Below are 25,584 nucleotides of genomic sequence, written 5' to 3'. Positions count from 1 at the left end.
TTCGCGCCGAGCAGGTCGTTCCGGTACTGCTGGAACGTGCGGATGTATTCATGCCCGATCGGCATCTGCTTTTCGAAGCCGGCATCCATGCGCAACTGCACGGCGAACACGGCCATCGCAACGGTGAACAACGCGATCGCCGCGAGCACGAGCGCGCGATGACCGAAGAAAAGCCTTTCCAGGCGACTGACCAGACGATTGAGCACGACGTTACTCCCTCATGTATTCCGGTGGCGCACGCCACCTGCCATCCCGCCACCGTCAGAAATTCCGCGTGACGAACAACCCGACGAAATTCCGGTCCGCATACGGCTGGCCCACCGTGTTGTGGCCGCCCCAGAACGCAGTGAAATTGATGCCGGCCTGCCAGTTCGGCGGGTTCTGGTTGAACAGCACGTAGACGTTCACCGACTTCGCACCCTGCATGTAATTCGCGGTGAAGGTCGGCGTGTAGCCGTACAGGCCGTCGGAGAACGTCACGCCCGGGGTGACCTGCCAGCCGGGAATCAGCGACCCGTCATAGGTCCAGTTGAAGTCGATCGTCGCGCCCACCGAGCTCGACGTGCCCTGGCCCATTCCGATCGGATAGCCGGCCGCGGATCCGTTGTTCAGCCAAGGCAGGTAGCCGGTCTGCGGCACCTGCGTGACGGTCTGGCCGTCGATCGTGCGCGTGACGCCGCTCGAACTCAGTCCCGGGTAGTAGATCCACGTGAGTTCCCACGTTAGCGCGGCGGAATCGGCACCGAGCAGCTTCAGGAACGGGTATTCGCTGCGCGTGAGCGCCAGCAGCCCGTTGAGGTCGTACTGAAACTTCTTCTTGTCGACCCACTGCCGGCAGTCGATGCCCGTCACGCCGTTCGTGTTCAGGTCGAGCGGGCCGCCCGGCCCGTAGCAGCCCGACAGCGCGACCGCGTCGCGCGGCCGGTACGACAGCTCGGTGCCGATCGCCCAGGGCCCGAGCCCGAAGTTCGCGCTGACGCCGAACAGTTGCCGCCGGCCGAGATACGACCATTGCTCGGTCCCGTTCGCGAGCGACGCGAGCACCGGCGACTTGTCCGTGTAGTTCAGGTAGTAGAACGCGAAGTTCGCATCGAACGAGCGCGGCGAATAATTGAACTTCACGCCGAACTGCGGCCGGTATTTCGCCGGCAGGCTCGTCGTGCTCGGCAGGCCGATATCGTTGAACGGCGGCCCCGCGTACGTGCCGTTCACGAGCCCGTTCTTGATCGCATTCAGTGTGTCCTGGTTGCCGGCAGCACCCGATCCGCCGATCGCGTTGGCGATCGTGCCCGCGCTCGGGCCGGTCACGTTCAGGTTGTTCGTGTTGATCGTGAACGGCTCGGCGCCGCGGCCGAAGCCGTTCGTCACCGACCAGTACGAGCCGACCGGCGGGTAGCGGTTGCCGTTCCACTGGAACTGGTAGTACGCCTCGGTGCTGAACCCGTGCGACAGGTCGGCCGCGAAGCTCGCCATCGGCGCCGGCAGCAGCGCCTGCTTGAGCTGCGAGCCGGGAATCAGCAGCTTCTGCACGTCGATCGAGTTGGTCGCGTTGATCCCGCTTTGCGCGAACATGCTCTCGCCCCAGTTGATCACCTGGTTGCCGAGCCGCACGTGCGCGTTGCGCCCGCCGATCGTGAAATCCTTCTGCGCCCACAGGTCGAGCAGTTGGGCGTTGTACACCACCTGCGCGGCCGCCGTGCTCGACAACGGCGTGCGGTTCGTATTGCCGGCAAGGAAGTCGTACATGCCGGTGCCGCGCACCATGAACTTCAACCCTTCACTCGGCATCTTCAGCAGCAGCTCGCTGGTCGCGCTGATGTACGTGCTGAACGGCTGGCCTTTCCGGTAGTTCAGGTCGCCGTTGTCCGCGTAGCCCCATTGATTGGTGTTCGCCGCCGCGCCACAGCCGAATGCATTCGGATCGCCGGTAAGCGAACAGCTCGGGTTCTTGGTCCGGATACCGGCGCCGGCCGTCAAGTTCGTCACCCACGAGCCCTGCAGGGCGCCGCCGCCCGCCGTGAAATCGTACGCGTAGGCGCTCGATGTCGCAGCACCGGCGATCGCAATCGATACTGTCGCATTCCTTACTAATCTTGCCGGTTCCATGATCCACCTCCTCCCCTGTCCGCCGCCGGCGCGCGATCGTTGCGCGCGCCGGTCCTTTCATCCGCCAGCCGTCAGCCGGTTGTCGTCACCGTTCGCTGACCGAGCGCAGCGATTCCGCCGTGAAAAAATCCTGCTTGAAGCGCGGTTCGTCGGCCTGCTCGAGCCAGCGTACGTCTTTGCCCTGCCCAATCGACGACGCATCGAACACGTAACGGCCGTTGATCATGTCGTACTGAGCGAGCGGTTCGTTGTCGCAGGTGCCGCCGAGCTCCCACACCGGAATCGGGTAGCTTTCCCGCACTTTCCACAACTTGCCTTGCGCGTCGTAGTCCTCGCCGACGAGCGCAAGCCAGCTGTCCTCGTCGAGATAGAACACCTTCTTCGACGCGACGTGCCGCGCGCTCGGCTTCAGCGTCGCCTCGACGATCCATACGCGATGCGTCTCGTAGCGCCGGCTCGCAGCGGACAGGCCGTCGGGCGTCGCGACGTCGTGCAGCTTGTTCTTGAACCGGTACAGGCCGAACGCGTTGTACGGGACGATCATTTCCTTCTTGCCGGCCAGCTTCCAGGTGAAGCGGTCGAGCGAGCCGTTGACCATGTTGCCTTCGTCGATCAGGTACTGGTTCTCGAAGCCGATCAGCGGCGCATCGTGCGTATAGGCCGGCATCCGCCGCACGCGGCGCTGGCCCGGGAAGTAGTAGTACGTTTCCGATGCCTTGTTGAAGTACTGGCGCTGCACGAACGCCTGGCCGGCCAGCGCGGCCGGCGAATTCATCTGGAAGTAGACGGCCGCGCTCAACTGGTCGACATCCTGCGGCGACGTCTTGCCGAGCTTGCCCGACGGGAAGTAATACGTCTGCGGGCCGACCGCGTCGATCCATTCGCTGCTGCCGGGGCGCGGCGAAACGGTCGTGGCGACCTGCGCCCAGTCGACGCCTTCGCCGCGATAGCGCATCTCGTAGTTCAGGATCGCTTCGATGCCGCTCTTCGGCTGCGGGAACGGCACGCCCGGCAATACCGCCGACGCGAGGTTCTCGCCGGTCGAATCGAGCTTTGCGGCAGTGAGGTTCGCCTTCGAGTTCTGTTCGACGGCATCCGGCAGCTGGCATTCGCGATGGGACGGGTACACGTCCATCCGGTAGCCCTTCTTCTGCTTGATCAGCGCGACCTGCCCGGGCGACAGCTTGTCCGCGTACTTGTCGACGTTCGCCGCGTCGATCGAATAGAGCGGCTTTTCGTTGCGGTGCTTCCAGAAATCACCGCGCACCTTGCCCCACTCCCAGCCCGCGTCGGGCGACTGCTTGCCGGCATAGGCCGGCACCGCGCCGTCCTTGCTCGCCGCACGGTCGGCGCCGGCCGGCGTCAGGTCGTCCGCCGCGACGGCGGTGCCGATCGCGACACATGCAGCGGCCGCGATCGCGGACGCGGCCCACAAACGATGCTTCTTCATCACGGTTCTCCTTCCCGTTCCGCCTGCGCTCGCCCGTCACGGACGAAACGCGTTCGTATCGATCGCCGTCGTCAGCCGACGAAGGCGTCGCTCCCTGATCGTGGCCGGCCGGGATTCCGGCCGGGGGCCCGCCAACTACCTTTCAACTTCCCGATTCTTCTTGAGGACTGCGATTCATATGAAATGCAGTTCCGGAAAAATCTCGATTCGCCTCGTCAGTCCCTGCCGGACCCGGCTACCGCCACCGCACGAATCTCGACGCACAGCCCCGGCAGTGCCAGTTGCGACACGCCGACCGCCGTCCACGACGGGTAGCGGTTCGGGAAATACACGTCCTTGACCGCCGCGAAGCCCTCCGCCTCACGCTGCAGATCCGTGTGGAAGGTCGTCAACTCGACGACGTCGGCGAGACTTGCACCGGCTTCCTCGAGGATCATCTTCACGCATTCGAACGCGATCTGCGCCTGCGCCTGCACGCCGTCGGCCGGCTGCATCTGCGCGTCGAGGCCGACCTGGCCCGACACCCAGATCGTGTCGCCGACGCGCGTCGCCGCCGAGAAGTGGTACGCGTCGTACCACGGCTGGAATGCGGCCGGTACGATCGATTGCCGCTTGGGGGTTGCCGTCATGATCAAATTCTCCCGGTTCAGACGAGTTGACGAAAACACGGTGCGCGGAACGGATCGCCGGCCTTCAGCGCGGCAAGCTCCTCGACGAACAGCACGCCGGCCGGCGTAAAACCCGAACGGCTTTCGTCGGGCAGCGGGCTGAACACCGCGTCGTCGCCGAAGAAGCGCAGCACCAGCGTGTGGCGGTCGGGGAAGTCGGCATCGACCGCACCGCCGCCGTGCAGTACGCCCGGATGCAGCAGCAGCACGTCGCCCGGCTTCGTTTCCCACGACAGGATGTCGTACGCCTCCGGTGCGGCACGCCGTTCGACCTCGATGTTCGGCAGGCGCGGCCAGACGTTGCCGCCATGCAGCGGATCGGTCGGATCTTCTGCGTTCTGGAACGTCGTGCCGTCGTGGCGCACGCCGTGATGCGAGCCGCGCACGATCTCCAGCGCATTGCGCTTCGGCACGCCTTCGAAGCTGATCCACGCGTTGCCGAAATGCATCCCTTGCCACGGCAGGTACGACGTGTCCTGGTGCCACGGCGAGCGTGCGCTCTTGCCGCCGGCCTTCATGAACAACTCCTCCGCGAAGTACCACACGTGCTTCGAGCCCCACAGGTCGGCGAACAGCGGCCCGAACGGCAACGTGGCGACGAGTGCGTCGAGCCGCGCCTTCGCATACGGGTTCGCGTTGTCGTTGTGCGATTTGTATTCGGTGCCGTCGAGCAACGCCGACGCCATCGGGCCCGGGTTCTCCATCCCCCAGTCGAACACCGCGCGGCATTGCGCCAGTTGTTCGTCGTTGAGCACGCCTTCGATGAGCACGGCCCCATCCTCGAAGAACGCCCTGCGAGTCTTTGCATCCATCGTCAATCTCCTGATTCGTCCAGCGACCACCGGCGGCTGATCTTCATTGCCGACCCTTCGATAGAACATGATGACTATGTTAGGTCATCATGACAAAAATAATGAAAAGAAAAAGACGGGGTATTCCCTGTTTCGTCTACATGATCGAACGCGCATCGCGGCAGACGACCGGCCCGTCGTGACCATCGGCTTTCGGCCTTCCGGCAATCCTGCGACCATGCGGGCCGCCGCTGCGCCGCTCCGTCACCCGCGCACGCGGCCGAACACCGTGTGCGCCAGGAATCCGGCCAGCACGGCGTCGGTCAGCGAATCGGCCGTGCTCCGTGCATCGGCCGCGCAACACGCCGCCACGCCGTCGCACAGTGCGGTCAGGCCGAGCGCCAGCACCTGCGTGGGCAACGGCAGCAACGCGCCGGTGCGCACCGCGTATGCGTCGATGCATGCAGTCGCCAGCGCCTGCCGGTCACGCAGGAACACACCGAACCGCGCGCGGAACTGCGGATCGCGCGCCGCCTGGAGCTGGGCTTCCAGCCACATCAGGCGCGACGGCTGCCGCCCGATGCACCGCCGCCAGTACGCGAGCATCGCGTGCTGCATATCGTCCGCCGGGTCATTTGCACCGGCGATCCGCTGCAACGCAGCCGCGGCCTCGTCCTGATCGCGCCGCAGCAGTTCGAACAGCATGTCCGCCTTGCCGCGGTAGTTCGAGTAGAACGCGCCGCGCGTATGCCCGGCCGCCGCCGCGATATCTTCGACGCTCGCGGCCGCATAGCCTTTTTCGGCGAAGACCGTGCGCGCGGCGCCGATCAGGCGTTCGCGCGTCGCGTCACGCCGTTGCGTTCGGGTCAGGCGTGGCGCATCCATCGGCCCGCTCCACCGCCCCTGCCGCAGCCGCCCGTCCGCGATTCGGCCATCCCGGCCACTTTCTCGGTACAGCGATTCATTTCGGATACGACAACACGCCGGCACCGGCCTGACTGCGCCCCTTCCCCCGCTCCAGCGCGCTGTATGCGTAATAGATCACGACCGTGAAGTACGACCACGTGAGCAACGCCAGCACGTAGAAGTTGAACACGACGTTGGTGTCCTCGCCCGGGATCCTGTAGAAATCGTAGATGCAGGCAATCGACTGCGACGCAACGAGCGCGACCGTCGTTGTCAGCGCATGGAACGCGTGCCCGGCACGTAGCAGCCGCATCACGAAACCGGCGAGATAGACCGAGAGCAGCGTCCACATCGTCACGTAGAAGTACGGCAGCACACCTTGCAGGAAGCCGGCCGCCACCAGCGCGACCGTGCCGACGGCCGCGAGCACGAACAGCAGCAGATCCTGCCGCACCGACGGCCGGTAGCCGTGCGTGACGGCCATCAACCCCGCGACCGCGATGACCGGCATCCCGAACCCACGCGAGAATGCGTCGAGAAAGTGCGAAATACCGTACGACACCGGCGATTCCGTCACGAAGAAGAGCAGCGCGTTGGACGCGGAGATCGTGACGATCCACCATTCGAAGCCGAGCAGGAAATTGCGCTTGCGGACGAACTTGAAACCGTAGACGCCCGTCGTCATCGCAAGCGTCGCGCTGGAAAGGCAAAGTGCAAGTGATCTGTGATCCATGATTCGAACTCCGTAGGTCGATTGCTTTCGATGATTCACTGTTTGCCGGGGCTGACGCTCGCGAGATAGGTCGCGACTGCCGCCCGGTCATCCGCCGACATCGCCTGCGCGACGCGCTGCATCGTGCCGGTCGCCTCGCCGCGCGATCCCTGCGCGAATGCGTCGAGCTGCGCAAGCAGGTAGTCGTAGCCCTGTCCGGCGAGGCGCGGGAACTGCGCCCGGCCCGTCAACCGCGCACCGTGGCAAGCAGCGCACGCGCCGCCCGTCACCAGTTGCTCGCCCTTCGCCCGCAGCCGGGCATCCGGTTTGAAGTACCGGTTGTCCACCGGTACCTGCTTCGCGTAGTAGCCGGCCAGATGCGCGATCTCGGTTTCGCTCATCGTCATCGCGAGCGGGCCCATCGTCGCGTTCTCACGTTGCCCGCTTGCAAACGCGCGAAGCTGCGCGGCCACGTATTGCGCCGGCTGGCCGGCCAGGCTCGGATACGCCGGGTTGAGCGACGTACCCTTCACGCCGTGGCAGCCCATGCACACGTCGGTTACGCGCGGCCATGCACCACCGTCCGCCTCGGCGGCCTGCGCGGCCGTATCGATATGACGCTGCAGGCGGTAGAAGCCGAGCAGCGTCGGGCCGTAGAGCGCCAGCAGCGCGCCGGTCGCCACGAGCGCCGCAAGCACCACAATCCGTTTCTTCATCTTCGCTCTCCTAAGCACGACGCAGCGCATTGAGCGCCTGAAGCGCGCTTTGGTGACCGGCGCGCACGGCGCCGTCCATGTAGCCGGCCCAGATGGTCGCGGTCTCGGTGCCCGACCAGATCAGGTTGCCGCACGGCGCGCGCAGCGCGTCGCCGTGCGCACTCCAGAAGCCGGGCGGGATCGCCGATACGCACGTGATCGTCCACGGATCGGCCAGCCCCCAGTCGCGATCGTGGTACGACACCGGCGCGCGCGCTTCGTCACCCCACGCCTGCGCATAGAGATCCATGTGCATCTGCTTGGCGGCCTGCGGGTCCGACGGCATCAGCGCATTCCGCACGAATGCGTTGATCACGCCGATCTCGCCGCCCGGCGGCGAATTGTCGTAAGCCCAGAACACCGGCCCGTCGGTCTGGAAGACGTGGCCGTTCAATCCCTTGCCGCGCCAGAACGGGCGGCGATAGACCATCGCCGTCTTGCGCGCCGGCGAATGGGCCGGCCATGCGCGCTGCAGCGCGTGGCGCTTGTCGGGCAGCGGCGGATCGAACTGCACCTGGTGGCACAGCGCCGGATGGAGCGCCATCACGACCTGTTTCGCGCGCACCGTGCCGCGATCGGTTTCCAGCGTGACGACGTCGCGATCCCAACCGACGATCCGGCGCACCGGCGACGACAGCCGCACCTTGTCGCCCAGTTGCTGCGCCATCCGGATGCTGAGGATCTGCGAGCCGCCGACGAAACGCGTTTCCTGCGCGCTGTGCCTGATCGAGTCGAGCTGTGAGTAATCGCAATCGGCGGAGTTGATCATCGACAGGAAATGCAGCAGCCCCATCTTCGCGGGCGCGACGCCGCCCGACAGCGAGATCGACGCGTTCCAGCCCATCCGGTCTTCCGGCTTGATGCCCTGCGTCGCGAGCCAGTCGCCGACCGACAGCCGGTCGAGCTCACCGGCCTTCGGCGACGTCCACGGCGCACCGGACGGCACGTCGCGCGACAACTTGCTCAGCTTCGCCGCGACGGTTTCGTCGGTGCCGAACGTGCCCTGCAGGTCGATCTCCACGCGCCCGTCGCCACCGAGAATGACCGTCTTGCCCGCGTAATAGCTCGGGAACGTGCCGACTTCCAGCTCGCGGGCGAGATCGGCGACGGCCGTCTGGCCCGGGCCGATCCACTGGCCACCGACCTCGGTCACATACCCGCCGCCCACGTCGTAGTTCAGCGTGCGGCCGCCCACCCGATCGCGCGCCTCGAGCACGGCGAACGATTCGCAGCCCGCGTAGCGCAGGTCGCGCGCGGCCGTCAGGCCGGCCAGACCGGCGCCGACGATTGCAACGTCGAGCACGCCGGCGTCATGGCCGGCGGCCGGCGCCGCGTCGGCCTTCGCCCGTGCGGCGCCGAGTGCCAGCCCGCCCGCCGCGACCGACGCGCCCGCGACCTTGAGCCACTGCCTGCGCTGCAGGTCGGCCGCTCCGCTGATGGATGACTTCCTGGACATGATGTGTGGGTACCGCCTGCAAATGGCGCGAGCGGCGGCCGCCCCGGCGGCACGCGGCCGTCGCTCGCGCGGAATCTGACAACGGGATGCGATCCCGATCCGGCTACACCTGCCGCCGGCCCGCCCCGAATCGGGCGCGCGAATCCGGTTCGCCTGCCTGCCTGATCACGTGCCGTACTGCCTTGTCCCGATAAGGATTTTCCGGCACCCTTAATTAGTACATGTTGCAAAAGATAGGTCATGATACATAAAACAGGATTGAAAAAAAAAGACAGGGTATTCCCCTGTCGCACCGCGTATTGCGACGATTCCGAAAAGTTGCGGAAAGCCATCGCGCACGCGCCGGAACGGCCGCGCTGCGCCCGCCTTCGTTCGATGGAACGGGTCGTACGGTAGTATGGCGATTCGATGGAACCCCGATGGATCTGAACGAGTGGCCATGCCCGAATTTTCTTCATCTCCCGGCGCCGGCCAGGGCGCGCAAGCGCTCGTCCTCATCGCCGAGGACGAACCCGAGATCGCCGAGATCCTGATCGCGTACTTCGCGCGCAACGGCCTGCGCACCGTGCACGCGGCCGACGGCCGCCGCGCGCTCGAACTCCACCTGTCGCTGAAGCCGGACCTCGTACTGCTCGACGTGCAGATGCCGCACCTCGACGGCTGGAAAGTGCTCGCCGAAATCCGCCATCGCGGCGACACGCCGGTCATCATGCTGACCGCGCTCGACCAGGACATCGACAAGCTGACCGGGTTGCGCATCGGCGCCGACGACTACGTGGTCAAGCCGTTCAACCCGGCCGAAGTCGTCGCGCGCGCACAGGCCGTGCTGCGCCGGTCGATGGCCGGCTCGCGCCAGGAAGAACAGCGCGTGCTGCGCGCCGCGCCGTTCGAGATCGATCTCGAGCACCACGAAGCGACGGTCGAAGTCGGCAGCGAACGCCACACGCTCGTGCTGACGCTCACCGAATTCAAGCTGCTCGCGCAGCTTGCGCGTGCGCCGCGCCGCGTGTTCAGCCGCGCCGAGCTGATGGCCACCTGCCTGCCGGAAGGCGACGCGCTGGAGCGCACCGTGGACAGCCACGTCAGCAAGCTGCGCAAGAAACTGGACGACCTCGGCGTGCAAGGCGTGCCCGCCAGCGTGCGCGGCGTCGGCTACAAACTGTGGAGCGGCGATTGAAACTCGACGGCCTGAGCCGCCAGATCGCGCTGACGATGGGCGCGATCGCCTTCGGCATCACGGTGCTGATCGTCGTGACGGCCTACGCGTTCTACTACCTGCTGTACAAGTACTCGCCCGAGTACTTCAAGCCGCAGAGCTGGCTCCCGAGCGGGCCGGAGTGGGTGTGGATCATCTCGACCACGCTGGTCGGCCTGCTGATCGCGATCATCGTCGCGGTCAACCTGTCGCGCCGCATCCTCGTGCCGCTGAACTCGGTGACGGACAGCATCCGCCGCGTCGCGCGCGGCGATCTCGCCGCACGCGCCGTCGCCGGCGACCGTTCGCTGCACGAAGCGGCGCTGCTCGCCGACAACTTCAACGCGCTCGCGAGCGAACTGCAGCGCGTGACCGACGAACAGACGTTCTGGAACGCGGCGATCGCCCATGAACTGCGCACGCCCGTCACCGTCTTGCGCGGGCGGCTGCAGGGGCTCGCCGAGGGCGTGTTCACGCCGAGCGAAGCGCTGTACCGCAGCCTGCTCACGCAGGTCGAAGGCTTGACGCGGCTGATCGAAGATCTGCGCGTGGTCAGCCTCGCCGACAGCGGGCACCTCAGCATCGAGATCCGCGACACCGATCTCGCTGCCGACGTGCGCGCCGTGGTCGACGTGTTCACGCACGCGCTGCAGGCCGCCGGCCAGCATCCGGAACTCGATCTCGACCCGCGGCGCATGCGCTGCGACCCGGTCCGCATCCGCCAGGCTTTACTGGCGCTGCTGGAGAATGCGCGCCGCCATGCGGTGCCCGGCGCGATCCGGATCCAGACGCGCATCGAAAACGGCATGTGCCGGCTGCGCGTCGAGGACGACGGCCCCGGCATCCCGGCCGATTTCGCACCGCACGTGTTTCAGGCGTTCCGGCGCGTCGACGATACGCAACCCGGCGGCACCGGCCTCGGGCTCGCCGTCGTCGCGGCGATCGCGCACGCGCATCACGGCGAAGCCCTCTGCGCACCGACCGGCGCGGGCGGCACGCGGTTCGAGGTGCAGTGGCCCGACAACCTCGCGCCGGCGCCCGACAGCGAACGGTTCCCGGCGTAACGCGCACCCTTACACCTTTAAACCTTTACACCTTCACGCGCGCGGTTCACGCCCGACCTGTTCGAGCGGCGGGCTGAACCCGAGCACCGTGTACTCCATCACGGATACCGTCCCTTTTCCGGCCGCGCCCTGCACGACCACCGCGCGCACGGCGCCGGCCCGGTCGAATTTCAGCCGCGTGCCGACGGTCGCGTGACGCAGCGCCTCCAGTTCCTCGATCCGCGCGATCGCCAGCTTGCGCACCGCACCGGATACGTACACCGGCAGGAACACCAGCGCGATGAAGATCGACACGGCATCCTTCGACACGCTGTCCAGCACCGGCTGGCCCGACATCACGAGCGACAGCGACGTCGCGGCAACGAAGATGGCGAGCACGGTCGCGCCGACGCCGAGCGACGAGAACCGCTCGGCCGCCTTCTTCATGCGCGCCTTCACGAGCGCGCGCGCGGTCACGGACGTCATCAGCCATTCGCGCTGCGCGCCGTAGAACCCGGCAAAGCCGAGGAACAGCGTCGCGACCGCGCTGACGGCGATGCTGGTGTACAGCGCTTCGAACATCATGCAGACGAATTCGAGCACGCACACGAGCACGAGCGGGTGCAGCAGCAGACGGAACGAATAGCCGTCGCTGCCGTGCCCGCGGATCCACCATCTCACCGGCGCGAGCTGCCAGAAGCGGCTCTCCCGGCGGAGCGAAAGTTCGTCGTTGTCGGTCAATTCTTCACCCGTGGTGTTGCGTTGCGTCTGTGGTTCCGGCGTGGCTGAAACAGGAATGAATACCTGCGGTTATCGATTGATCCCAAAGATTCATTAGACAGTGTCTCCGCCGCCGCGCGATGCTGGCTTCGCCCGTGAACGCCGCGTCATTGCAACGCCGCGCACGAAAATGGAGTGAGACACATGCATAACGATCACCGTCAACGGCGCCACACGCTGTGGCTGCTGTGTGCGCTTTCGTTCATTCTCTACGTCGACCGCGTCAACCTCGCGACCGCGGCCGGTGCGATCAAGGCCGAACTCGGCCTGTCGAATACCGAACTTGGCGTCGCATTCTCCGCGTTCGCGTATTCGTATGCAATCTGCCAGATCGGCGGCGGCTGGATCGCCGACCGGTTCGGCGCCCGCATCACGCTGATCGGCTGCGGGTTGATCTGGATCGTCTCCACCTTCACGACCGGGCTCGTGCACAGCCTCGGGCTGCTGTTTGCCGCACGCCTGCTGCTCGGCATCGGCGAAGGCGCGACGCTGCCGGCCCAGGCCCGCGCGATCACGCACTGGTTTCCGCGCGAGCGGCGCGGCGTCGTGCAGGGCTTCACGCATTCGTTCTCGCGGCTCGGCAACGCGGTCACGCCGCCGATCGTCGCCGCGCTGATGACGTGGCTGTCGTGGCGCGCGGCGTTCTTCGTGATCGGGGCGGTCACGGTGGTATGGCTCGCATGGTGGATCGTCGGTTTCCGCGAGCACCCGCTCGGCGACGACGACGGCCGCGCGCGCACCGCCCGCCCTGCCGCCCCGTCCGGCCCGACGCCGTGGGGGCCGCTGTTCCGCCGGATGGCGCCGACCATCTTCGTCTACTTCTGCTACGGCTGGACCGCGTGGCTGTTCTTCACGTGGCTGCCGACGTTCTTCCTCAACGGCCAGGGCCTGAACCTGAAATCGACCGCGCTGTTCGCGTCCGGCGTGTTCTTCGCGGGCGTCGTCGGCGACACACTCGGCGGCTGGCTCTGCGACCGCATCTACCGGAAGACCGGCAACCTCGCGCTGTCGCGCCAGAGCGTGATCGTCACGAGCTTCGCCGGTGCGCTGATCTGCCTGCTGCCGCTCGCGTTCGTCCACTCGACGGCCGGCGTCGCGCTGTGCCTGTCCGGGTCGTTCCTGTGCCTCGAACTGACGATCGGGCCGATCTGGGCCGTGCCGAGCGACATCGCGCCGACCCACGCCGGCATCGCGAGCGGGATGATGAACGCCGGCTCCGCGATCTCGGGGATCCTGTCGCCGATCCTGTTCGGCTATCTCGTCGACCGCACCGGCAGCTGGACGGTGCCGTTCATCGGCTCGGTCGCGATGCTGCTGATCGGTATCGTCGCCGCGCTGCGGATTCGCCCCGATCGCACGCTGTCCGAATCGATGCCGTCGCTCGCCGACGCGCCCGCCGCGCCGTCGGCGCGCTGAAGCCTTTCGCTTCGGGTTCGCCTGCCTCCCCCGTCTCGCCGGCGGCGCCATCACGTTTTATCGCGTTCCGCGATGCGGGCGCATGACCGGCTCGGTTTGCTCGGCTGGTTCGGCTGGTTCGGCTGGTTCGGTTGACTCGGTTGGCTCGGTTGGCTCGGTTGGCTCGGTTGGCTCGGCTGGCTCGGCTGGCTCGGCTGGCTCGGCTGGCTCGGCTGGCTCGGCTGGCTCGGCTGGCTCGGCTGATTCGGCCTGCTCGGCTGATTCGGCCTGTTCGGCCGATTCGGCCAGCGCGGCTGGTTCGGCCAGCGCGGCCGACGCGGCTGGCTCGGCCGCCTCGGCTGGCAAACCGCGCCATTACGCGTCGCCGTCATCCTCGGCTCCGTCGTGATGAAACAGCGCGAGAAACTGCTGCGCGGGCGCGCTCAGCGGCCGGTCGCGCCGCACGATGCTGCCGTACGACGGCAGTTTCAGCTCGAGCGTGTAATCGACGATCGCGACGAGCCCGTGCTCCGCGTTGCGCTGCGCAACCGTCAGCGGAATCACGCCGAGCATCGACGAGCGGTCGACGAGGTTCATCGTCGTCAGGATCGAGCCCGTTTCGACGAGCCCGCGCGGCATCGGCCGGTGGTGCGCGCGAAATTCGCGTTCGACGACTTCACGCGCCGGGCTGCCGGCCGGCTGCACGATCCACGCGTAATCGAGCAGCGCATCGAACGCCACCGGCCCCGCGCCCGCCAGCGGATGGTCGCGGCCCGCGATGATCGCGAGCGCCTCGTCGTCGACCACGCGGAAATCGCAATCCGTGCCGACATTGCGCCCGATCACCACTTCGAGCACGCCTTCGCGCAGTTGCGGCATCAGCCGGTCGCTCGTATCGACCGCGATGTCGATCGCGAGCAGCGGATAACGCGCCTTCAACTGCACCAGCGCCTCGGTGAGCCGCCCCGGCGACGCGGCCATGATGCTGCCGATCGCGAGCCGCCCGGCACTGCCGAGCTGCAGTTCGCCGAGCTCGCGATTCAACGCTTCCACGCTGCCGCGAATCCCGCGGAAATAGCCGAGCACGCGCTCGCCGGCCGGGTTCAGCACAAGCCCGCGCCCGACGCGATCGAACAGCCGCTGGCCGAGCGCGCTCTCCAGTTCCGCCAGCATCTTCGTCGCGGCCGGCTGGGTGAGGCCCATCTGCTCGGCGGCCGCGCGCAGCGTCGAGCATTCGTCGACGGCCAGCAGCAACGCGATCTGGCGCATGCGCAGCCGGTTCAGCAACTGCGGGGTCGAGTCTCGTCGGTCGATCGAGCCCATCTTTGATTACTCCAGGTTATCGATTCATCAAGAGTTTTCAATTTACCGACTCATTCCGTCTACCTAGCATGAACCCCATACACGAACGGCCACGCGCCGCCACCGGAGACACCGCATGAACACCTCCTCGACCGCCGCCACCCTGCCCGTCGTCGCGCTGACGCTCGGCGACCCCGCCGGCATCGGCGCCGAACTGATCGCGAAACTGCTCGCCCGCCCCGACGCCACCGCCCGCGCGAATCTCGTGCTGATCGGCGATCGCTGGCTGTGGGAAGCCGGCCAGCGCGTCGCGGGCGTCACCGTCGACGTCGAGCCCGTGGCGTCGCTGGCCGCCGTGCGCGGCCGGCCGTCGGCCGCGCGCGCCGCGTTCGTCGAAGTCGACACGATCGATCCCGCGCAGGTCACGGCCGGCCAGCCCGGCGCGGCCGGCGGCCGCTCGACGCTCGCCGTGCTCGACCAGTGCCTCGACGCGGCGCTGGCCGGCGACATCGACGCGATCTGCTTCGCGCCGCTGAACAAGTACGCGATGAAGCTCGGCGGGCTGCGCCACGACGACGAGCTGCACCACTTCGCCAAAGCGCTCGGCGTGACCGGCTACTTCTGCGAATTCAACACGCTCGGCGAACTGTGGACGGCGCGTATCTCGTCGCACATCCCGCTGAAGGACGCGGCCGGCTGCCTGAGCATCGAGCGGATCGAACAGGCGTCGGAACTCATCTACCGGTCGCTGCTCGCGAACGGCGTCGCGGCGCCGAAGGTGGCGATCGCCGCGTTCAACCCGCACGGCGGCGACGGCGGCAGCTGCGGCCGCGAGGAAGTCGACATCATCGAGCCGGCAGTGCGCAAGCTGCAGGCGCGCGACTGGCCGACCGACGCGCCGTTCCACGGCCCGTTCCCCGCCGACACGATCTTCCTGAAGGCGCAGGCCGGCGACTACCAGGCGATCGTCACGATGTACCACGACCAGGGGCAGATCGCGATCAAGCTGCTCGGCTTCTCGCGCGGCGTGACCGTGCAGGGCGGGCTGCCCGTGCCGATCACGACGCCCGCGCACGGCACCGCGTACGACATCGCGGGCCGCGGCACCGCCGACGTCGGCGCGACCTGGCAGGCGCTGCAGATCGCCTGCCGGATGGGCGCCGCGCGCCGCACCCCCGCTGTTTCGGCGTGACGGCCAAGCCGGCCGCCCGCCTTTCACACACGACAACACCGACTCTCGGAGACACCGCCATGAAAATCCGGTCCGTACGCGCACGCGTATTCCAGTGGAAAGGCAAGACCGTCCCGCCGCAGGGCAACTTCTGTTCGAACGCGATGGATCTGCTGTACGCGCCGCAGGAGACGATGAGCACGTTCCGTTTCCATGCGTGGACGGTCGTCGAGGTCGAGACCGACGACGGCATCGTCGGCCTCGGCAACGTCGCGCTCGCGCCGCACGTCGCGAAGGTCATCATCGACCAGTACCTCGCGCCGCTCGTGATCGGCCAGGACCCGTGGGACTACGAATACCTGAACCAGCGGATGTACCGCGCGACCCACGCGTGGGGCCGCAAGGGCATCGGCATGGCGGCGATCTCGGCGGTCGACATCGCGATCTGGGACATCCTCGGCAAGAGTGTCGGCAAGCCGGTGTTCAAGCTGCTCGGCGGCCGCACCAAGGAAAAGATCCCCTGCTACTACTCGAAGCTCTACCGCACCGACCTGAAGGCGATGCAGGACGAGGCGCAGCAGTACCTGAAGGAGGGCTTCCGCGCGTTCAAGATGCGCTTCGGCTACGGGCCCGCGCACGGCCAGCAGGGCGTGGTCGAGAACCTGAAGTCGGTCGCGGCGATCCGCGAGGTGATCGGCTACGACAACGACCTGATGCTCGAGTGCTACATGGGCTGGAACCTCGAATACGCGAAGCGGATCCTGCCGAAGCTCGAGAAGTACCAGCCGCGCTGGCTGGAAGAACCGGTGATCGCCGACGACATCGACGGCTATGCGGAGCTGAACCAGCTGACGCGCATCCCGATCTCCGGCGGCGAACACGAATTCTCGCTGTACGGCTTCAAGCAGCTGCTCGACCGCAAGGCCGTGTCGGTCGTGCAGTACGACACGAACCGTGTCGGCGGGATCACGATGGCGCACAAGATCAACGCGCTGTGCGAGGCGTACAGCGTGCCGGTGATTCCGCATGCGGGCCAGATGCACAACTATCACCTGACGATGAGCACGCTCGCGTCGCCGATGAGCGAGTACTTCCCGATGTTCGACGTCGAGGTCGGCAACGAGCTGTTCTATTACATCTTCGACGGCGAGCCGGTGGCCGAGAACGGTTTCCTGCAGCTGCGCGACGACGTACCGGGCCTCGGCCTCACGCTGAAGACCGAATTCCTCGACCAGTTCGACATCGTCGAGTGAGGCCGGCCATGAAAACACGCTACCAGGGCGTTTTTCCGGTCGTACCGACGATCTTCGACGCGCACGGCGCGCTCGATCTCGACGGCCAGCGCCGCTGCCTCGACTTCATGATCGATGCCGGCTCGCACGGCCTCTGCATCCACGCGAACTACTCCGAGCAGTTCGCGCTCGGCGACGACGAACGTGACCTGATCACGCGCACCACGCTCGAGCACGTCGCGGGCCGCGTGCCGGTGATCGTCACGACATCGCACTTCAGCGCGCGGCTCTGCGCGGCACGCAACCGGCAGGCGCAGGCGCTCGGCGCGGCGATGGTGATGGTGATGCCGCCGTACCACGGCGCCACGTTCCGCGTGCCCGAAACGCAGGTGCGTGCGTTCTTCCGCGAAGTCGCCGACAGCCTCGACATTCCGCTGATGATCCAGGACGCACCGGCGAGCGGCGTCGCGCTGCCGGCGTCGCTGCTCGCGTCGCTCGCACGCGAGCTCGATGCCGTGTCGTACTTCAAGATCGAGACGGCGGGCGCCGCGTCGAAGCTGCGCGAGCTGATCGCGCTCGGCGGCGACGCGATCGAGGGGCCGTGGGACGGCGAGGAAGGCATCACGCTGCTCGCCGATCTCGATGCCGGCGCAACCGGTGCGATGACGGGCGGCGGCTATCCGGACGGGATTCGCCGGATCACCGACGCGTATTTCGCCGGCCGCCGCGACGAAGCCTGCGAGCAGTACGCGCGCTGGCTGCCGCTGATCAACTACGAGAACCGCCAGGCGGGTTTCCTCACCGCGAAGGCGCTGATGAAGGAAGGCGGCGTGATCGCGTGCGACCAGCCGCGCGCGCCGTGGCCCGAGCTGCATCCGCAGGTGCGGGCGGGCCTGCTCGACGCGGCGCGGCGGCTCGACCCGCTCGTGCTGCGCTGGGGGCGCTAATACCGGAAGTACGTGCGGCGCGCGGGCGCCGCGCATCGGCGGCCGGCACCGGCCGGCCCGCCACGGCAAGACAGCGGCCCGTCAGATGGCCGCCGCGGCCGACGACCCAAACTGGATGGAGACGCCATGACCCTGTTGACCCCCGCCACCCCGGCATACGAAGCCGGCGAAGCCATTCCGCGCCGCCGCTGGCTGCGCGTGATTCCGCCGCTGCTGCTCGCCTGCATCATTTCCTACATGGACCGCGTGAACATCGCGTTCGCGATGCCCGGCGGGATGAACGCCGATCTCGGCATGGACGCGACGATGGCAGGGCTCGCCGGCGGCATCTTCTTCTTCGGCTACCTGTTCCTGCAGATTCCCGGCGGCCGGCGCGCGGCGCTCGGCAGCGGCAAGACCTTCATCGCGTGGTCGCTCGTGAGCTGGGCCGTGCTGTCGGTGCTGACCGGTCTCGTCACGCACACCTGGCAACTGCTGGCGCTGCGCTTCATGCTCGGCGTGGCCGAAGGCGGGATGCTGCCCGTCGTGCTGACGATGGTCAGCCACTGGTTCCCCGATCGCGAGCGTGGCCGTGCGAACGCAATGGTCATCATGTTCGTGCCGCTCGCGGGCATGATCACCGCGCCGCTGTCCGGCTTCATCCTCGCCGCGTACGACTGGCGTCACCTGTTCTTCAGCGCGGGCGCACTGTCGCTGCTGTGCCTGGTCGCGTGGATGATGTTCGCCGACGACGGCCCGGAGACCGCGCGCTGGGTGTCGCCCCGCGAGAAGGCATACATCCTCGACGCGCTGCGCGACGAGCAGGAGCGCAAGCGCGCGGCCGGCACGCCGGCGGCCGCATCGTTCGGCGAGATGCTGCGCAACCCGACGATCTGGCTGCTCATCGCGATCAACTTCTGCTATCAGGTCGGCATCTACGGCTATACGATGTGGTTGCCGACCCTGCTGAAAAACCTCACGCACAGCGGGATGGGCAAGATCGGCCTGCTCGCGATGCTGCCGTATGTCGCGATGGTGATCGGGATGTTCGTCACGTCGTATTGGTCTGACCGGACCGGCAAGCGCCGCCTGTTCGTGCTGCTGCCGCTCGTCGGCTTCGCCGCGTGCCTCGCGCTGTCGGTGCTCACGCACGGGTCGATGGCCGTGTCGTTCACGTTCCTGATCGGCTGCGGCTTCTTCCTGCAGGCGGCCGCCGGCGTGTTCTGGGCGATTCCGCCGAAGCTCTGCAGCGTCGAGACGGCCGGCAGTGCGCGCGGCCTGATCAACGCGCTCGGCAATCTCGGCGGCTTCTGCGGCCCGTATGCGGTCGGCGTGCTGACCCAGCACGTGAGCGCGGCGGCCGGCGTCTACAGCCTCGCGGTCACGCTCGCGGTGGCCGGCCTGCTCGCGATGACGCTGCCGAAGCGCTGCGAGGACTGACCCCGGATACGCGGGACTGCGAACGACATGACGGAGACTCACCATGAACGACATCCTGTTGCTGGTGCAGAAATGCGCCCACACCTTCAGCTTCTACGACCTCGACACGAAAGCGCCGCTCAAGCACATCGTGCTGCCCAACTTCCCGCACGAATTCACCGTGGATGCGAACGAGCGTCACGCGTACGTCGGCATCTTCGGGATCGAAACCGCGTGGTCGCGCGGCCATGAAGGCGATCACCGGATCGCCGAGATCGACCTCGTCGAGCGCACGCACACGCGCATGCTCGACCTGTGGCCGTACTACCGGCCGCACGGGATGGCGGCCGACCGCGACGGCCGGCTGTACGCGATGAGCGAGGCACACGACATGCTGCTCGTATTCGACGAGCCGACGCGGCAGCCGGTGCCGAACATGGCCGTGCCGTCCGGCGGCGTGAAGACGCACCTCGTGACGCTCACGCGCGACGCGAGCCGCGCCTACGGCGTGCACCTGCTGTCGAACACGGTCACGCAGTTCCATCCGCGCGACGCAACGGTCGCGCCGCGCGCGGTGATGCCCGGCCCGCGCCCCGAGGGCAATGCGCTGTCGGGCGACGAGCGCACGCTGTTCGTCGCGAATCGCGGCGACGACACGCTGGTCGAGATCGACACGGAAACGATGACCTGCGGCCGCCGCGTGAAAACACGCAGCGATCCGAACCGCATCTACCGGACGAGCGCGCCGGACGGCCGCGACCTGCTGCTGCTGACCAATTCGGGCGAACGGTCGATCTCGGTGTTCGATGCGCGGCAGCTCGAGGAGATCGAGCGCATCGCGCTGCCCGCGAACCCGACCGCACTGTCGTTCCATCCGTCGCGGCGCGTCGCGTACGTGTCGTTCCAGGACGACTACGTGCGCGAACTCGATCTCGATACGTGGCGCTTCGTCGGTGCGCTGGCGACGCTACGCGAGCCCGATGCGTCGTACGTGCTCGCCGGCGCGCGCTGACATGCACGACGGTTCGTCGCCCGACGACATCGACGGCCTGCCCGATGCGCTCGTCGATGCGCATCACCACCTGTGGCAGCTCGATGCGGGTGCGCACTACCCGTGGCTGCAGGCGCAATACGATCCGGCGCGCTTCATGTTCGGCGACTACGCGGCGCTGTGCCGCAACTTCGGCGTCGACGAATTCCGGCACGCGGCGCAACACGCGCCGATCGTCGCCAGCGTGCACGTCGAGGCCGAGCGCGCGCACGACGAGGCGCTGGCCGAAACGCGCTGGCTGCACGACGTCGCCGCCGCGCACGGGCTGCCGTCGGCCGTCGTCGCGTGGGTCGACTTGCTGGCCGGCGACGTGGACGAACGGCTCGCCGAACAGGCCGCGTGGCCGCGCGTGCGCGGCGTGCGCTTCAAGCCGCGCACCGCGGCCACGCCGGATGCGTCGATCGACGGGCCCGGCACGCTGCACGACTCGCGCTGGCCGGCCGCACTCGAGCGCCTCGCCGCGCACGGCCTGACCTGGGACCTGCGCGTGCCGTTCTGGCATCTCGGCGAAGCGGCCGCGCTGCTTGCCGGCGCCCCCGACGTCGACGTCGTGCTCGAACACGCGGGCCTGCCGTGGGACCGCTCGGCAGCCGGGCTCGCGCGCTGGCGCAGCGGCATGGAAGCGCTCGCCGCGTTGCCACGCGTCACCGTGAAGATCTCCGAACTCGGCCTGCGCGACGCGGCGTGGAACGACGCCGACAACGCGCGGATCGTCCGCGACACGATCGCGATCTTCGGCTGGCAGCGCTGCCTGTTCGCGAGCAATTTCCCGGTGGCCGGGCTGCGCGTGACCTATCCCGTGCTGCTGCGCACGTTCGCCCGCGCGATTGCGCATCTCGACGACACCGCGCGCCGTGCGATCTGGCACGACAACGCGCTGCGCGTCTACCGGATCGCGCCCGACGCGCCGCACCGGCCGGCGCGCGGCTAGCGCCCCGCCTTCCCCTCCCTTCCCCGCCCCTCCTGTCGGTCGGGCGGCGCACCACGCCACGCGCCCGACCGACACATTTTGTGCATCGCACGACCGACCCTGAGCAAAAAGTATCGGTTCGCGTTTTCTTTTGATGTGGTGCCCGCATCGCCGCCGTCACACCATGAGTCCTGCCGTCATCGACGGTATTCGAACAAGCAGAATCAAGGAGACACGGGTGAACAAGATGCGAATCGTCGCAGCCGGCTTGCTGCTCGGCGCCTGTCTGCCGGGCGTCGCGGCCGCGCAAACCTGCAAGGTGCCGACCCTTCGGGTGCTCGCGCAGAAGAGTCTCGGCCTGTCGGTGATGGAGAAGTCGCTGGCCGACTACGAGAAGAAAAGCGGGACCAAGGTCGAGATCAGCTATTTCGGCGAGAACGACCGCCGCGCGAAATCGCGGCTCGACGCGTCGACCGGCGCGGGTTCCTACCAGATCTACTACGTCGACGAGGCGAACGTCGCCGAATTCGCGTCGGCCAACTGGATCGTGCCGCTTCTCAAGTACTACCCGAAGGATTACGACTACGACGACTTCCTGCCCGGCCGCCGTGCGGTCGCGAGCTACAACGGCGTCGCGTACTTCGCGCCGCTGATCGGCGGCGGCGACTTCCTGTTCTACCGCCGCGACCTGCTCGACGCCGCGCACATCCCGGTGCCGAAGACGCTCGACCAGCTCGTCGCCGCGATCAAGAAGCTCAACGCGCCGCCGAAGCTGTACGGCTGGGTCGCGCGCGGCCAGCGCGGCTCGGGGATGAACGTGTGGCGCTGGTCGCCGTTCATGCTCGGGATGGGCGGCGCCTGGACCGACAAGGGCGGCCAGCCCGCGTTCAACTCGCCGGCCGCCGTGAAGGCCACGCAGCTCTACAGCGACCTGTTCAAGTACGCGCCGCCGGGCGCCGCGACCTACGACTGGAGCAACGCGCTCGAAGCGTTCCGCTCGGGCAAGGTCGCGTTCATGATCGAATCGACGCCGTTCGCGGACTGGATGGAGGATGCGAGCAAGTCGAGCGTGGCCGGCAAGGTCGGCTACACGCGGCCGCCCGCGCCGCTGCCGTCGGCCGCGTACGGCCACGGCTTCGCGATCTCGGCGGTCGGCGCGAAGGACGACTGCACGCGGATGGCCGCCGGCCGCTTCATCGCCTGGGCGACCAGCAAGGACCAGGAGCAGGCGCGGCTGCGCAGCGGCGTGTTCAGCGACTACAACCGCACGAGCACGATCAACAGCCCGTACTTCAAGCAGCACGTCGCGCCGCAGATCCAGGCCGGGCTGAACGACACCAACCCCGTCACGCAGGTGACGATCTGGCGCACGCCGCAGTGGCCGGATATCGGCGACAACCTCGGCATCGCGCTCGAACAGGTGTTCACCGGCACGCAGGCGGACCCGCGCGGCACGCTCGACGACGCGACCCAGTACGCGAAGGATGCGCTCGAACATGGCGCTCGCAAATGACGGCGCCGGCGGACGCGCGCTCGGCGTCCGCCCGGCCCCATCCACAACGTCGGCCCGGCGCGGCCGCGCGCGCCGCGACCGCACGAGCCTGCCGTGGGTATTCCTCGCGCCGACGCTCGCGCTGCTCGCGGTCCTGAGCCTCGTCCCGACCGTCGCCGCGATCAACCTCGCATTGCGCAACCGCGTGCTGCGCTACCCGGACAGCGAATACGTCGGCCTGCGCAACTTCATCCGGCTCGCGTCGGACCGCCGCTTCCTGAACGCGATCGAGGTGTCCGTGCTGTGGGAAGTCGTCACGGTCGCCGGCGCGGTGCTGGTCGGCATCGCGCTCGCCGTGTTCCTGTTCGAGCGCGTGCACGGCCGCTGGCGCCGCTTCGCGTCGCTGGTGCTGATCATGCCGGTGCTGCTGCCGCGCGTGTCGGCCGCGTTCATCTGGAAGTTCATGTACGCGCCGCTCACCGGGATCCTGAGCTGGCTGCTCGGCACGCTCGGCGTCGGGAACACCGCCTTCCTCGCCGATCCGCATCTCGCGCTGTACGCGGTCGCGCTCGTCGACGTGTGGCAATGGGGGCTGTTCTTCGCGGTCGTGATCCTGAAGCTGCTGGAGACGCTGCCGCCCGAGCCGCTCGAAGCCGCGCGGCTCGACTACGCGACGACGTGGCAGGTGCATGCGTACATCGCGCTGCCGATGCTGAAGGCGCCGCTCGTGAGCCTCGTGTTCATCAAGATGGTCGAGTCGCTGCGTTCGTTCGACCTGATCTACGTGATGACCAAGGGCGGCCCCGGCATCGCGACCGAGACGCTCGATCTCTATGCGTACCAGCAGGGCATCGGCCTCGCCGGCAAGGTGTCGTATGCGTCCGGCATGGCCGTGCTGATGATGGTCGCGACCACGCTCGTCTTCACGCTCATCTGGAAGAGGGTCAACAAATGGGACGACTGATGGCCCGCCGCGGCCCCGCCGCCGTTTCCACCGTCGCGATCGCCGGCGCGATCCTGCTGGTCGCCGCGTTCCCGCTGTTCTGGGCCGTGCTCAATTCGCTCAAGCACCTGCTCGACATCGTCACGCCGACCCCGCGCTTCTTCTTCACGCCGACGCTCGCGAACTACGAGCAGGTGCTGTCGAGCCCCGAGGTGCTGATCGGGCTCGGCAACAGCATCGCGATCGTCGGCGCGGCCGTGCTGATCGGCGCGATGCTCGGCGTGCCGGCCGCGTATGCGATCGCGCGCTACCCGGTGCGCGGCAAGCGCGACATCCAGTTCTTCCTGCTGTCGCTGCGCTTCCTGCCGCCCGTCGCGGTCGCGCTGCCGCTGATCGCGATCTGGGTCGACCTCGGGCTGTACGACACCAAGCTGTCGATGATCGTCACGTACCTGCTCGTCACGCTGTCGACCATCACGTGGCTGTCGATCCCCGTGTTCCGCCGGCTGCCGCGCGAGATCGAGGAAGCCGCCGCGCTCGACGGCTACGGCCCGTACGCGGTGTTCTGGCATATCGCGCTGCCGGTGTGCGCGAGCACGCTGCTCGGCGGCATCGTGTTCAGCTTCGTGCTGGTCTGGAACGAACTGATGATCGCGCTCGCGCTGACGTCGTCGCGCAGCGCGACGCTGCCGGTGGTCGCATCCGCGTTCACGTCGCTCGGCCAGGAAGTGCCGTGGGGCGTGATCAACGCGTCGACGGTGCTGCTCGCGCTGCCGCCGCTCGTGTTCGTCGGCATGCTGAGCCGCCTGCTCAATTCGATGGTCAAGGGAAAATAAGGAGGATGTGTTGAAAGCGCTCGTACTCGAACGCACGCGCGAGCTCGCGCTGCGCGACATCGACCTGCCGCAGGAGGTCGGCCCCGGCGACGTCCGGATCAAGGTCCATACGGTTGGCGTCTGCGGCAGCGACGTGCATTACTACGTTCATGGCGGCATCGGCCCGTTCCGTGTCGATGCGCCGATGGTGCTCGGCCACGAAGCCTCCGGCACCGTCGTCGAGACCGGCGCCGGCGTCACGCACCTGCGCGTCGGCGATCGCGTGTGCATGGAGCCCGGCGTGCCGCGCTTCGATTCGCCCGCGACACTGCGCGGGCTCTACAACCTCGATCCCGACGTGCGCTTCTGGGCAACGCCTCCCATCCACGGCTGCCTGACGCCGTTCGTCGTGCATCCGGCCGCGTTCACGTACCGTCTGCCCGACAACGTGTCGTTCGCCGAAGGCGCGATCGTCGAGCCGCTGTCGATCGGCCTGCAGGCCGCAAAGAAGGCGGCGATGAAGCCAGGCGACCTCGCGGTCGTGATCGGCGCCGGCACGATCGGCGCGATGACGGCGCTCGCCGCGCTCGCCGGCGGCGCCGCGCGCGTGATCCTCGCCGACGTCGTGCCCGACAAGCTCGCGCTGTTTGGCGACAACCCGGCCGTCACGACCGTCGACGTGCGCACGCGGCCGCTCGCCGATGCGGTAGCCGACGCCTCCGGTGGCTGGGGCGCGGACGTCGTGTTCGAGGCGAGCGGCAGCGCGAACGCGTATGCGGGCCTCGTCGACCTGATGTGCCCGGGCGGCTGCGCGGTGCTGATCGGCATGCCGGTCGAGCCCGTACCGCTCGATGTGGTCGCGCTGCAGGCGAAGGAAGGCCGCATCGAATCGGTGTTCCGCTACGCGAACATTTTCCCGCGCGCGCTTGCGCTGATCGCGTCCGGCGCGATCGACGTGAAGCCGTTCATCTCGCGCACGTTCCCGTTCTCCGAAGGCGTGCGCGCGTTCGAGGAAGCGGCGAGCGGCCAGCCGCGCGACGTCAAGATTCAGATCGAAATGGATTGA

24 protein-coding genes are annotated in these 25,584 nt (G+C 67.6%); 13 read left to right on the top strand and 11 right to left on the bottom strand.

Translation table 11 applies throughout. The features are described from left to right. From BLA15945_RS29220 to BLA15945_RS29180, 9 genes are all read right to left on the bottom strand, one after another. A partial coding sequence (locus tag BLA15945_RS29220) for a hypothetical protein (RefSeq protein ID WP_174994016.1) occupies positions 1 to 206 on the bottom strand: 206 nt, incomplete at its 3' end. A 55-nt stretch (positions 207 to 261) separates the two neighbouring features. Further along, positions 262 to 2,106, bottom strand: coding sequence for a DUF1302 domain-containing protein (locus tag BLA15945_RS29215; RefSeq protein WP_174994015.1), 1,845 nt, complete (start codon positions 2,104 to 2,106; stop codon positions 262 to 264). An 85-nt stretch (positions 2,107 to 2,191) separates the two neighbouring features. Continuing rightward, on the bottom strand, positions 2,192 to 3,556 hold the full coding sequence (locus BLA15945_RS29210) for a DUF1329 domain-containing protein (RefSeq protein WP_059238038.1): 1,365 nt from the start codon (positions 3,554 to 3,556) through the stop codon (positions 2,192 to 2,194). A 215-nt stretch (positions 3,557 to 3,771) separates the two neighbouring features. Beyond that, a complete protein-coding gene (locus BLA15945_RS29205) occupies positions 3,772 to 4,185 on the bottom strand; it encodes a RidA family protein (RefSeq protein WP_059238040.1) in 414 nt (137 codons plus the stop codon). 17 nt (positions 4,186 to 4,202) lie between these two features. Then, a complete protein-coding gene (locus BLA15945_RS29200; protein ID WP_059238042.1) occupies positions 4,203 to 5,036 on the bottom strand; it encodes a phytanoyl-CoA dioxygenase family protein in 834 nt (277 codons plus the stop codon). A gap of 243 nt (positions 5,037 to 5,279) precedes the next feature. Next, entirely contained in the window at positions 5,280 to 5,900 is a 621-nt protein-coding gene (locus tag BLA15945_RS29195; protein WP_174994014.1) for a TetR/AcrR family transcriptional regulator, read from the bottom strand. Positions 5,901 to 5,976: 76 nt separating this feature from the next. After that, positions 5,977 to 6,654 carry a hypothetical protein gene (locus BLA15945_RS29190; RefSeq protein ID WP_059238046.1) on the bottom strand — a complete coding sequence of 226 codons (678 nt, stop codon included), beginning with the start codon at positions 6,652 to 6,654 and terminating at the stop codon, positions 5,977 to 5,979. A gap of 35 nt (positions 6,655 to 6,689) precedes the next feature. Then, positions 6,690 to 7,349 carry a c-type cytochrome gene (locus BLA15945_RS29185; RefSeq protein ID WP_174994013.1) on the bottom strand — a complete coding sequence of 220 codons (660 nt, stop codon included), beginning with the start codon at positions 7,347 to 7,349 and terminating at the stop codon, positions 6,690 to 6,692. A gap of 10 nt (positions 7,350 to 7,359) precedes the next feature. Next, on the bottom strand, positions 7,360 to 8,844 hold the full coding sequence (locus tag BLA15945_RS29180) for a flavin monoamine oxidase family protein (RefSeq protein ID WP_174994012.1): 1,485 nt from the start codon (positions 8,842 to 8,844) through the stop codon (positions 7,360 to 7,362). Positions 8,845 to 9,283: 439 nt separating this feature from the next. On the opposite strand from BLA15945_RS29180, the gene BLA15945_RS29175 reads away from it, so the two are divergent. Further along, positions 9,284 to 10,021 carry a response regulator gene (locus BLA15945_RS29175; protein ID WP_174994011.1) on the top strand — a complete coding sequence of 246 codons (738 nt, stop codon included), beginning with the start codon at positions 9,284 to 9,286 and terminating at the stop codon, positions 10,019 to 10,021. Beyond that, positions 10,018 to 11,103, top strand: coding sequence for an ATP-binding protein (locus BLA15945_RS29170; RefSeq protein ID WP_059238053.1), 1,086 nt, complete (start codon positions 10,018 to 10,020; stop codon positions 11,101 to 11,103). Before BLA15945_RS29175 ends, BLA15945_RS29170 begins: the two co-directional genes overlap by 4 nt. 33 nt (positions 11,104 to 11,136) lie before the next feature. Here the strand turns inward: BLA15945_RS29170 and BLA15945_RS29165 are convergent, their stop codons facing one another. Next, positions 11,137 to 11,823: a hypothetical protein gene (locus BLA15945_RS29165; protein ID WP_174994010.1), complete on the bottom strand. Its 687-nt coding sequence runs from the start codon at positions 11,821 to 11,823 to the stop codon at positions 11,137 to 11,139. Positions 11,824 to 12,006: 183 nt separating this feature from the next. Between BLA15945_RS29165 and BLA15945_RS29160 the strand changes: the two genes are divergently transcribed. Then, the gene (locus BLA15945_RS29160) at positions 12,007 to 13,278 is read left to right on the top strand and encodes an MFS transporter (protein WP_174994009.1); all 1,272 of its coding nucleotides are present in this window, start codon (positions 12,007 to 12,009) and stop codon (positions 13,276 to 13,278) included. A 354-nt stretch (positions 13,279 to 13,632) separates the two neighbouring features. Here BLA15945_RS29160 and BLA15945_RS29155 read toward each other — a convergent pair whose 3' ends face one another. Then, positions 13,633 to 14,580 carry a LysR family transcriptional regulator gene (locus BLA15945_RS29155; RefSeq protein ID WP_174994007.1) on the bottom strand — a complete coding sequence of 316 codons (948 nt, stop codon included), beginning with the start codon at positions 14,578 to 14,580 and terminating at the stop codon, positions 13,633 to 13,635. 115 nt (positions 14,581 to 14,695) lie between these two features. Between BLA15945_RS29155 and BLA15945_RS29150 the strand changes: the two genes are divergently transcribed. The 10 genes from BLA15945_RS29150 to BLA15945_RS29105 all read left to right on the top strand — a co-directional run bounded on the left by BLA15945_RS29150 (position 14,696) and on the right by BLA15945_RS29105 (position 25,584). After that, positions 14,696 to 15,751: a 4-hydroxythreonine-4-phosphate dehydrogenase PdxA gene (locus tag BLA15945_RS29150; RefSeq protein ID WP_059238063.1), complete on the top strand. Its 1,056-nt coding sequence runs from the start codon at positions 14,696 to 14,698 to the stop codon at positions 15,749 to 15,751. A gap of 59 nt (positions 15,752 to 15,810) precedes the next feature. Beyond that, on the top strand, positions 15,811 to 16,983 hold the full coding sequence (locus tag BLA15945_RS29145) for an L-rhamnonate dehydratase (RefSeq protein ID WP_059238065.1): 1,173 nt from the start codon (positions 15,811 to 15,813) through the stop codon (positions 16,981 to 16,983). Positions 16,984 to 16,991: 8 nt separating this feature from the next. Continuing rightward, complete coding sequence (locus tag BLA15945_RS29140) at positions 16,992 to 17,909, top strand: dihydrodipicolinate synthase family protein (protein ID WP_059238067.1); 918 nt, start codon at positions 16,992 to 16,994, stop codon at positions 17,907 to 17,909. Between the two features lie 126 nt (positions 17,910 to 18,035). Then, on the top strand, positions 18,036 to 19,328 hold the full coding sequence (locus BLA15945_RS29135) for an MFS transporter (protein ID WP_174994006.1): 1,293 nt from the start codon (positions 18,036 to 18,038) through the stop codon (positions 19,326 to 19,328). Positions 19,329 to 19,371: 43 nt separating this feature from the next. Beyond that, positions 19,372 to 20,319, top strand: coding sequence for a YncE family protein (locus BLA15945_RS29130; RefSeq protein ID WP_059238071.1), 948 nt, complete (start codon positions 19,372 to 19,374; stop codon positions 20,317 to 20,319). Between the two features lies 1 nt (position 20,320). Then, positions 20,321 to 21,289, top strand: a complete 969-nt coding sequence (locus tag BLA15945_RS29125) for an amidohydrolase family protein (RefSeq protein WP_059240856.1) — start codon at positions 20,321 to 20,323, stop codon at positions 21,287 to 21,289. A gap of 226 nt (positions 21,290 to 21,515) precedes the next feature. After that, complete coding sequence (locus tag BLA15945_RS29120; RefSeq protein WP_264168222.1) at positions 21,516 to 22,781, top strand: ABC transporter substrate-binding protein; 1,266 nt, start codon at positions 21,516 to 21,518, stop codon at positions 22,779 to 22,781. Beyond that, a complete protein-coding gene (locus tag BLA15945_RS29115; RefSeq protein ID WP_233464333.1) occupies positions 22,765 to 23,724 on the top strand; it encodes a carbohydrate ABC transporter permease in 960 nt (319 codons plus the stop codon). Before BLA15945_RS29120 ends, BLA15945_RS29115 begins: the two co-directional genes overlap by 17 nt. Continuing rightward, complete coding sequence (locus BLA15945_RS29110; protein WP_174994005.1) at positions 23,712 to 24,539, top strand: carbohydrate ABC transporter permease; 828 nt, start codon at positions 23,712 to 23,714, stop codon at positions 24,537 to 24,539. The genes BLA15945_RS29115 and BLA15945_RS29110 overlap by 13 nt, the downstream gene beginning before the upstream one ends. A 10-nt stretch (positions 24,540 to 24,549) precedes the next feature. Continuing rightward, entirely contained in the window at positions 24,550 to 25,584 is a 1,035-nt protein-coding gene (locus BLA15945_RS29105; RefSeq protein ID WP_174994004.1) for an NAD(P)-dependent alcohol dehydrogenase, read from the top strand.

The sequence above is a fragment of the Burkholderia arboris genome (genome assembly GCF_902499125.1).
GTDB lineage: Bacteria > Pseudomonadota > Gammaproteobacteria > Burkholderiales > Burkholderiaceae > Burkholderia > Burkholderia arboris.
The sequence above is the reverse complement of the archived record's forward strand: the minus strand, read 5'-3'. Positions and strand labels throughout refer to the sequence as shown.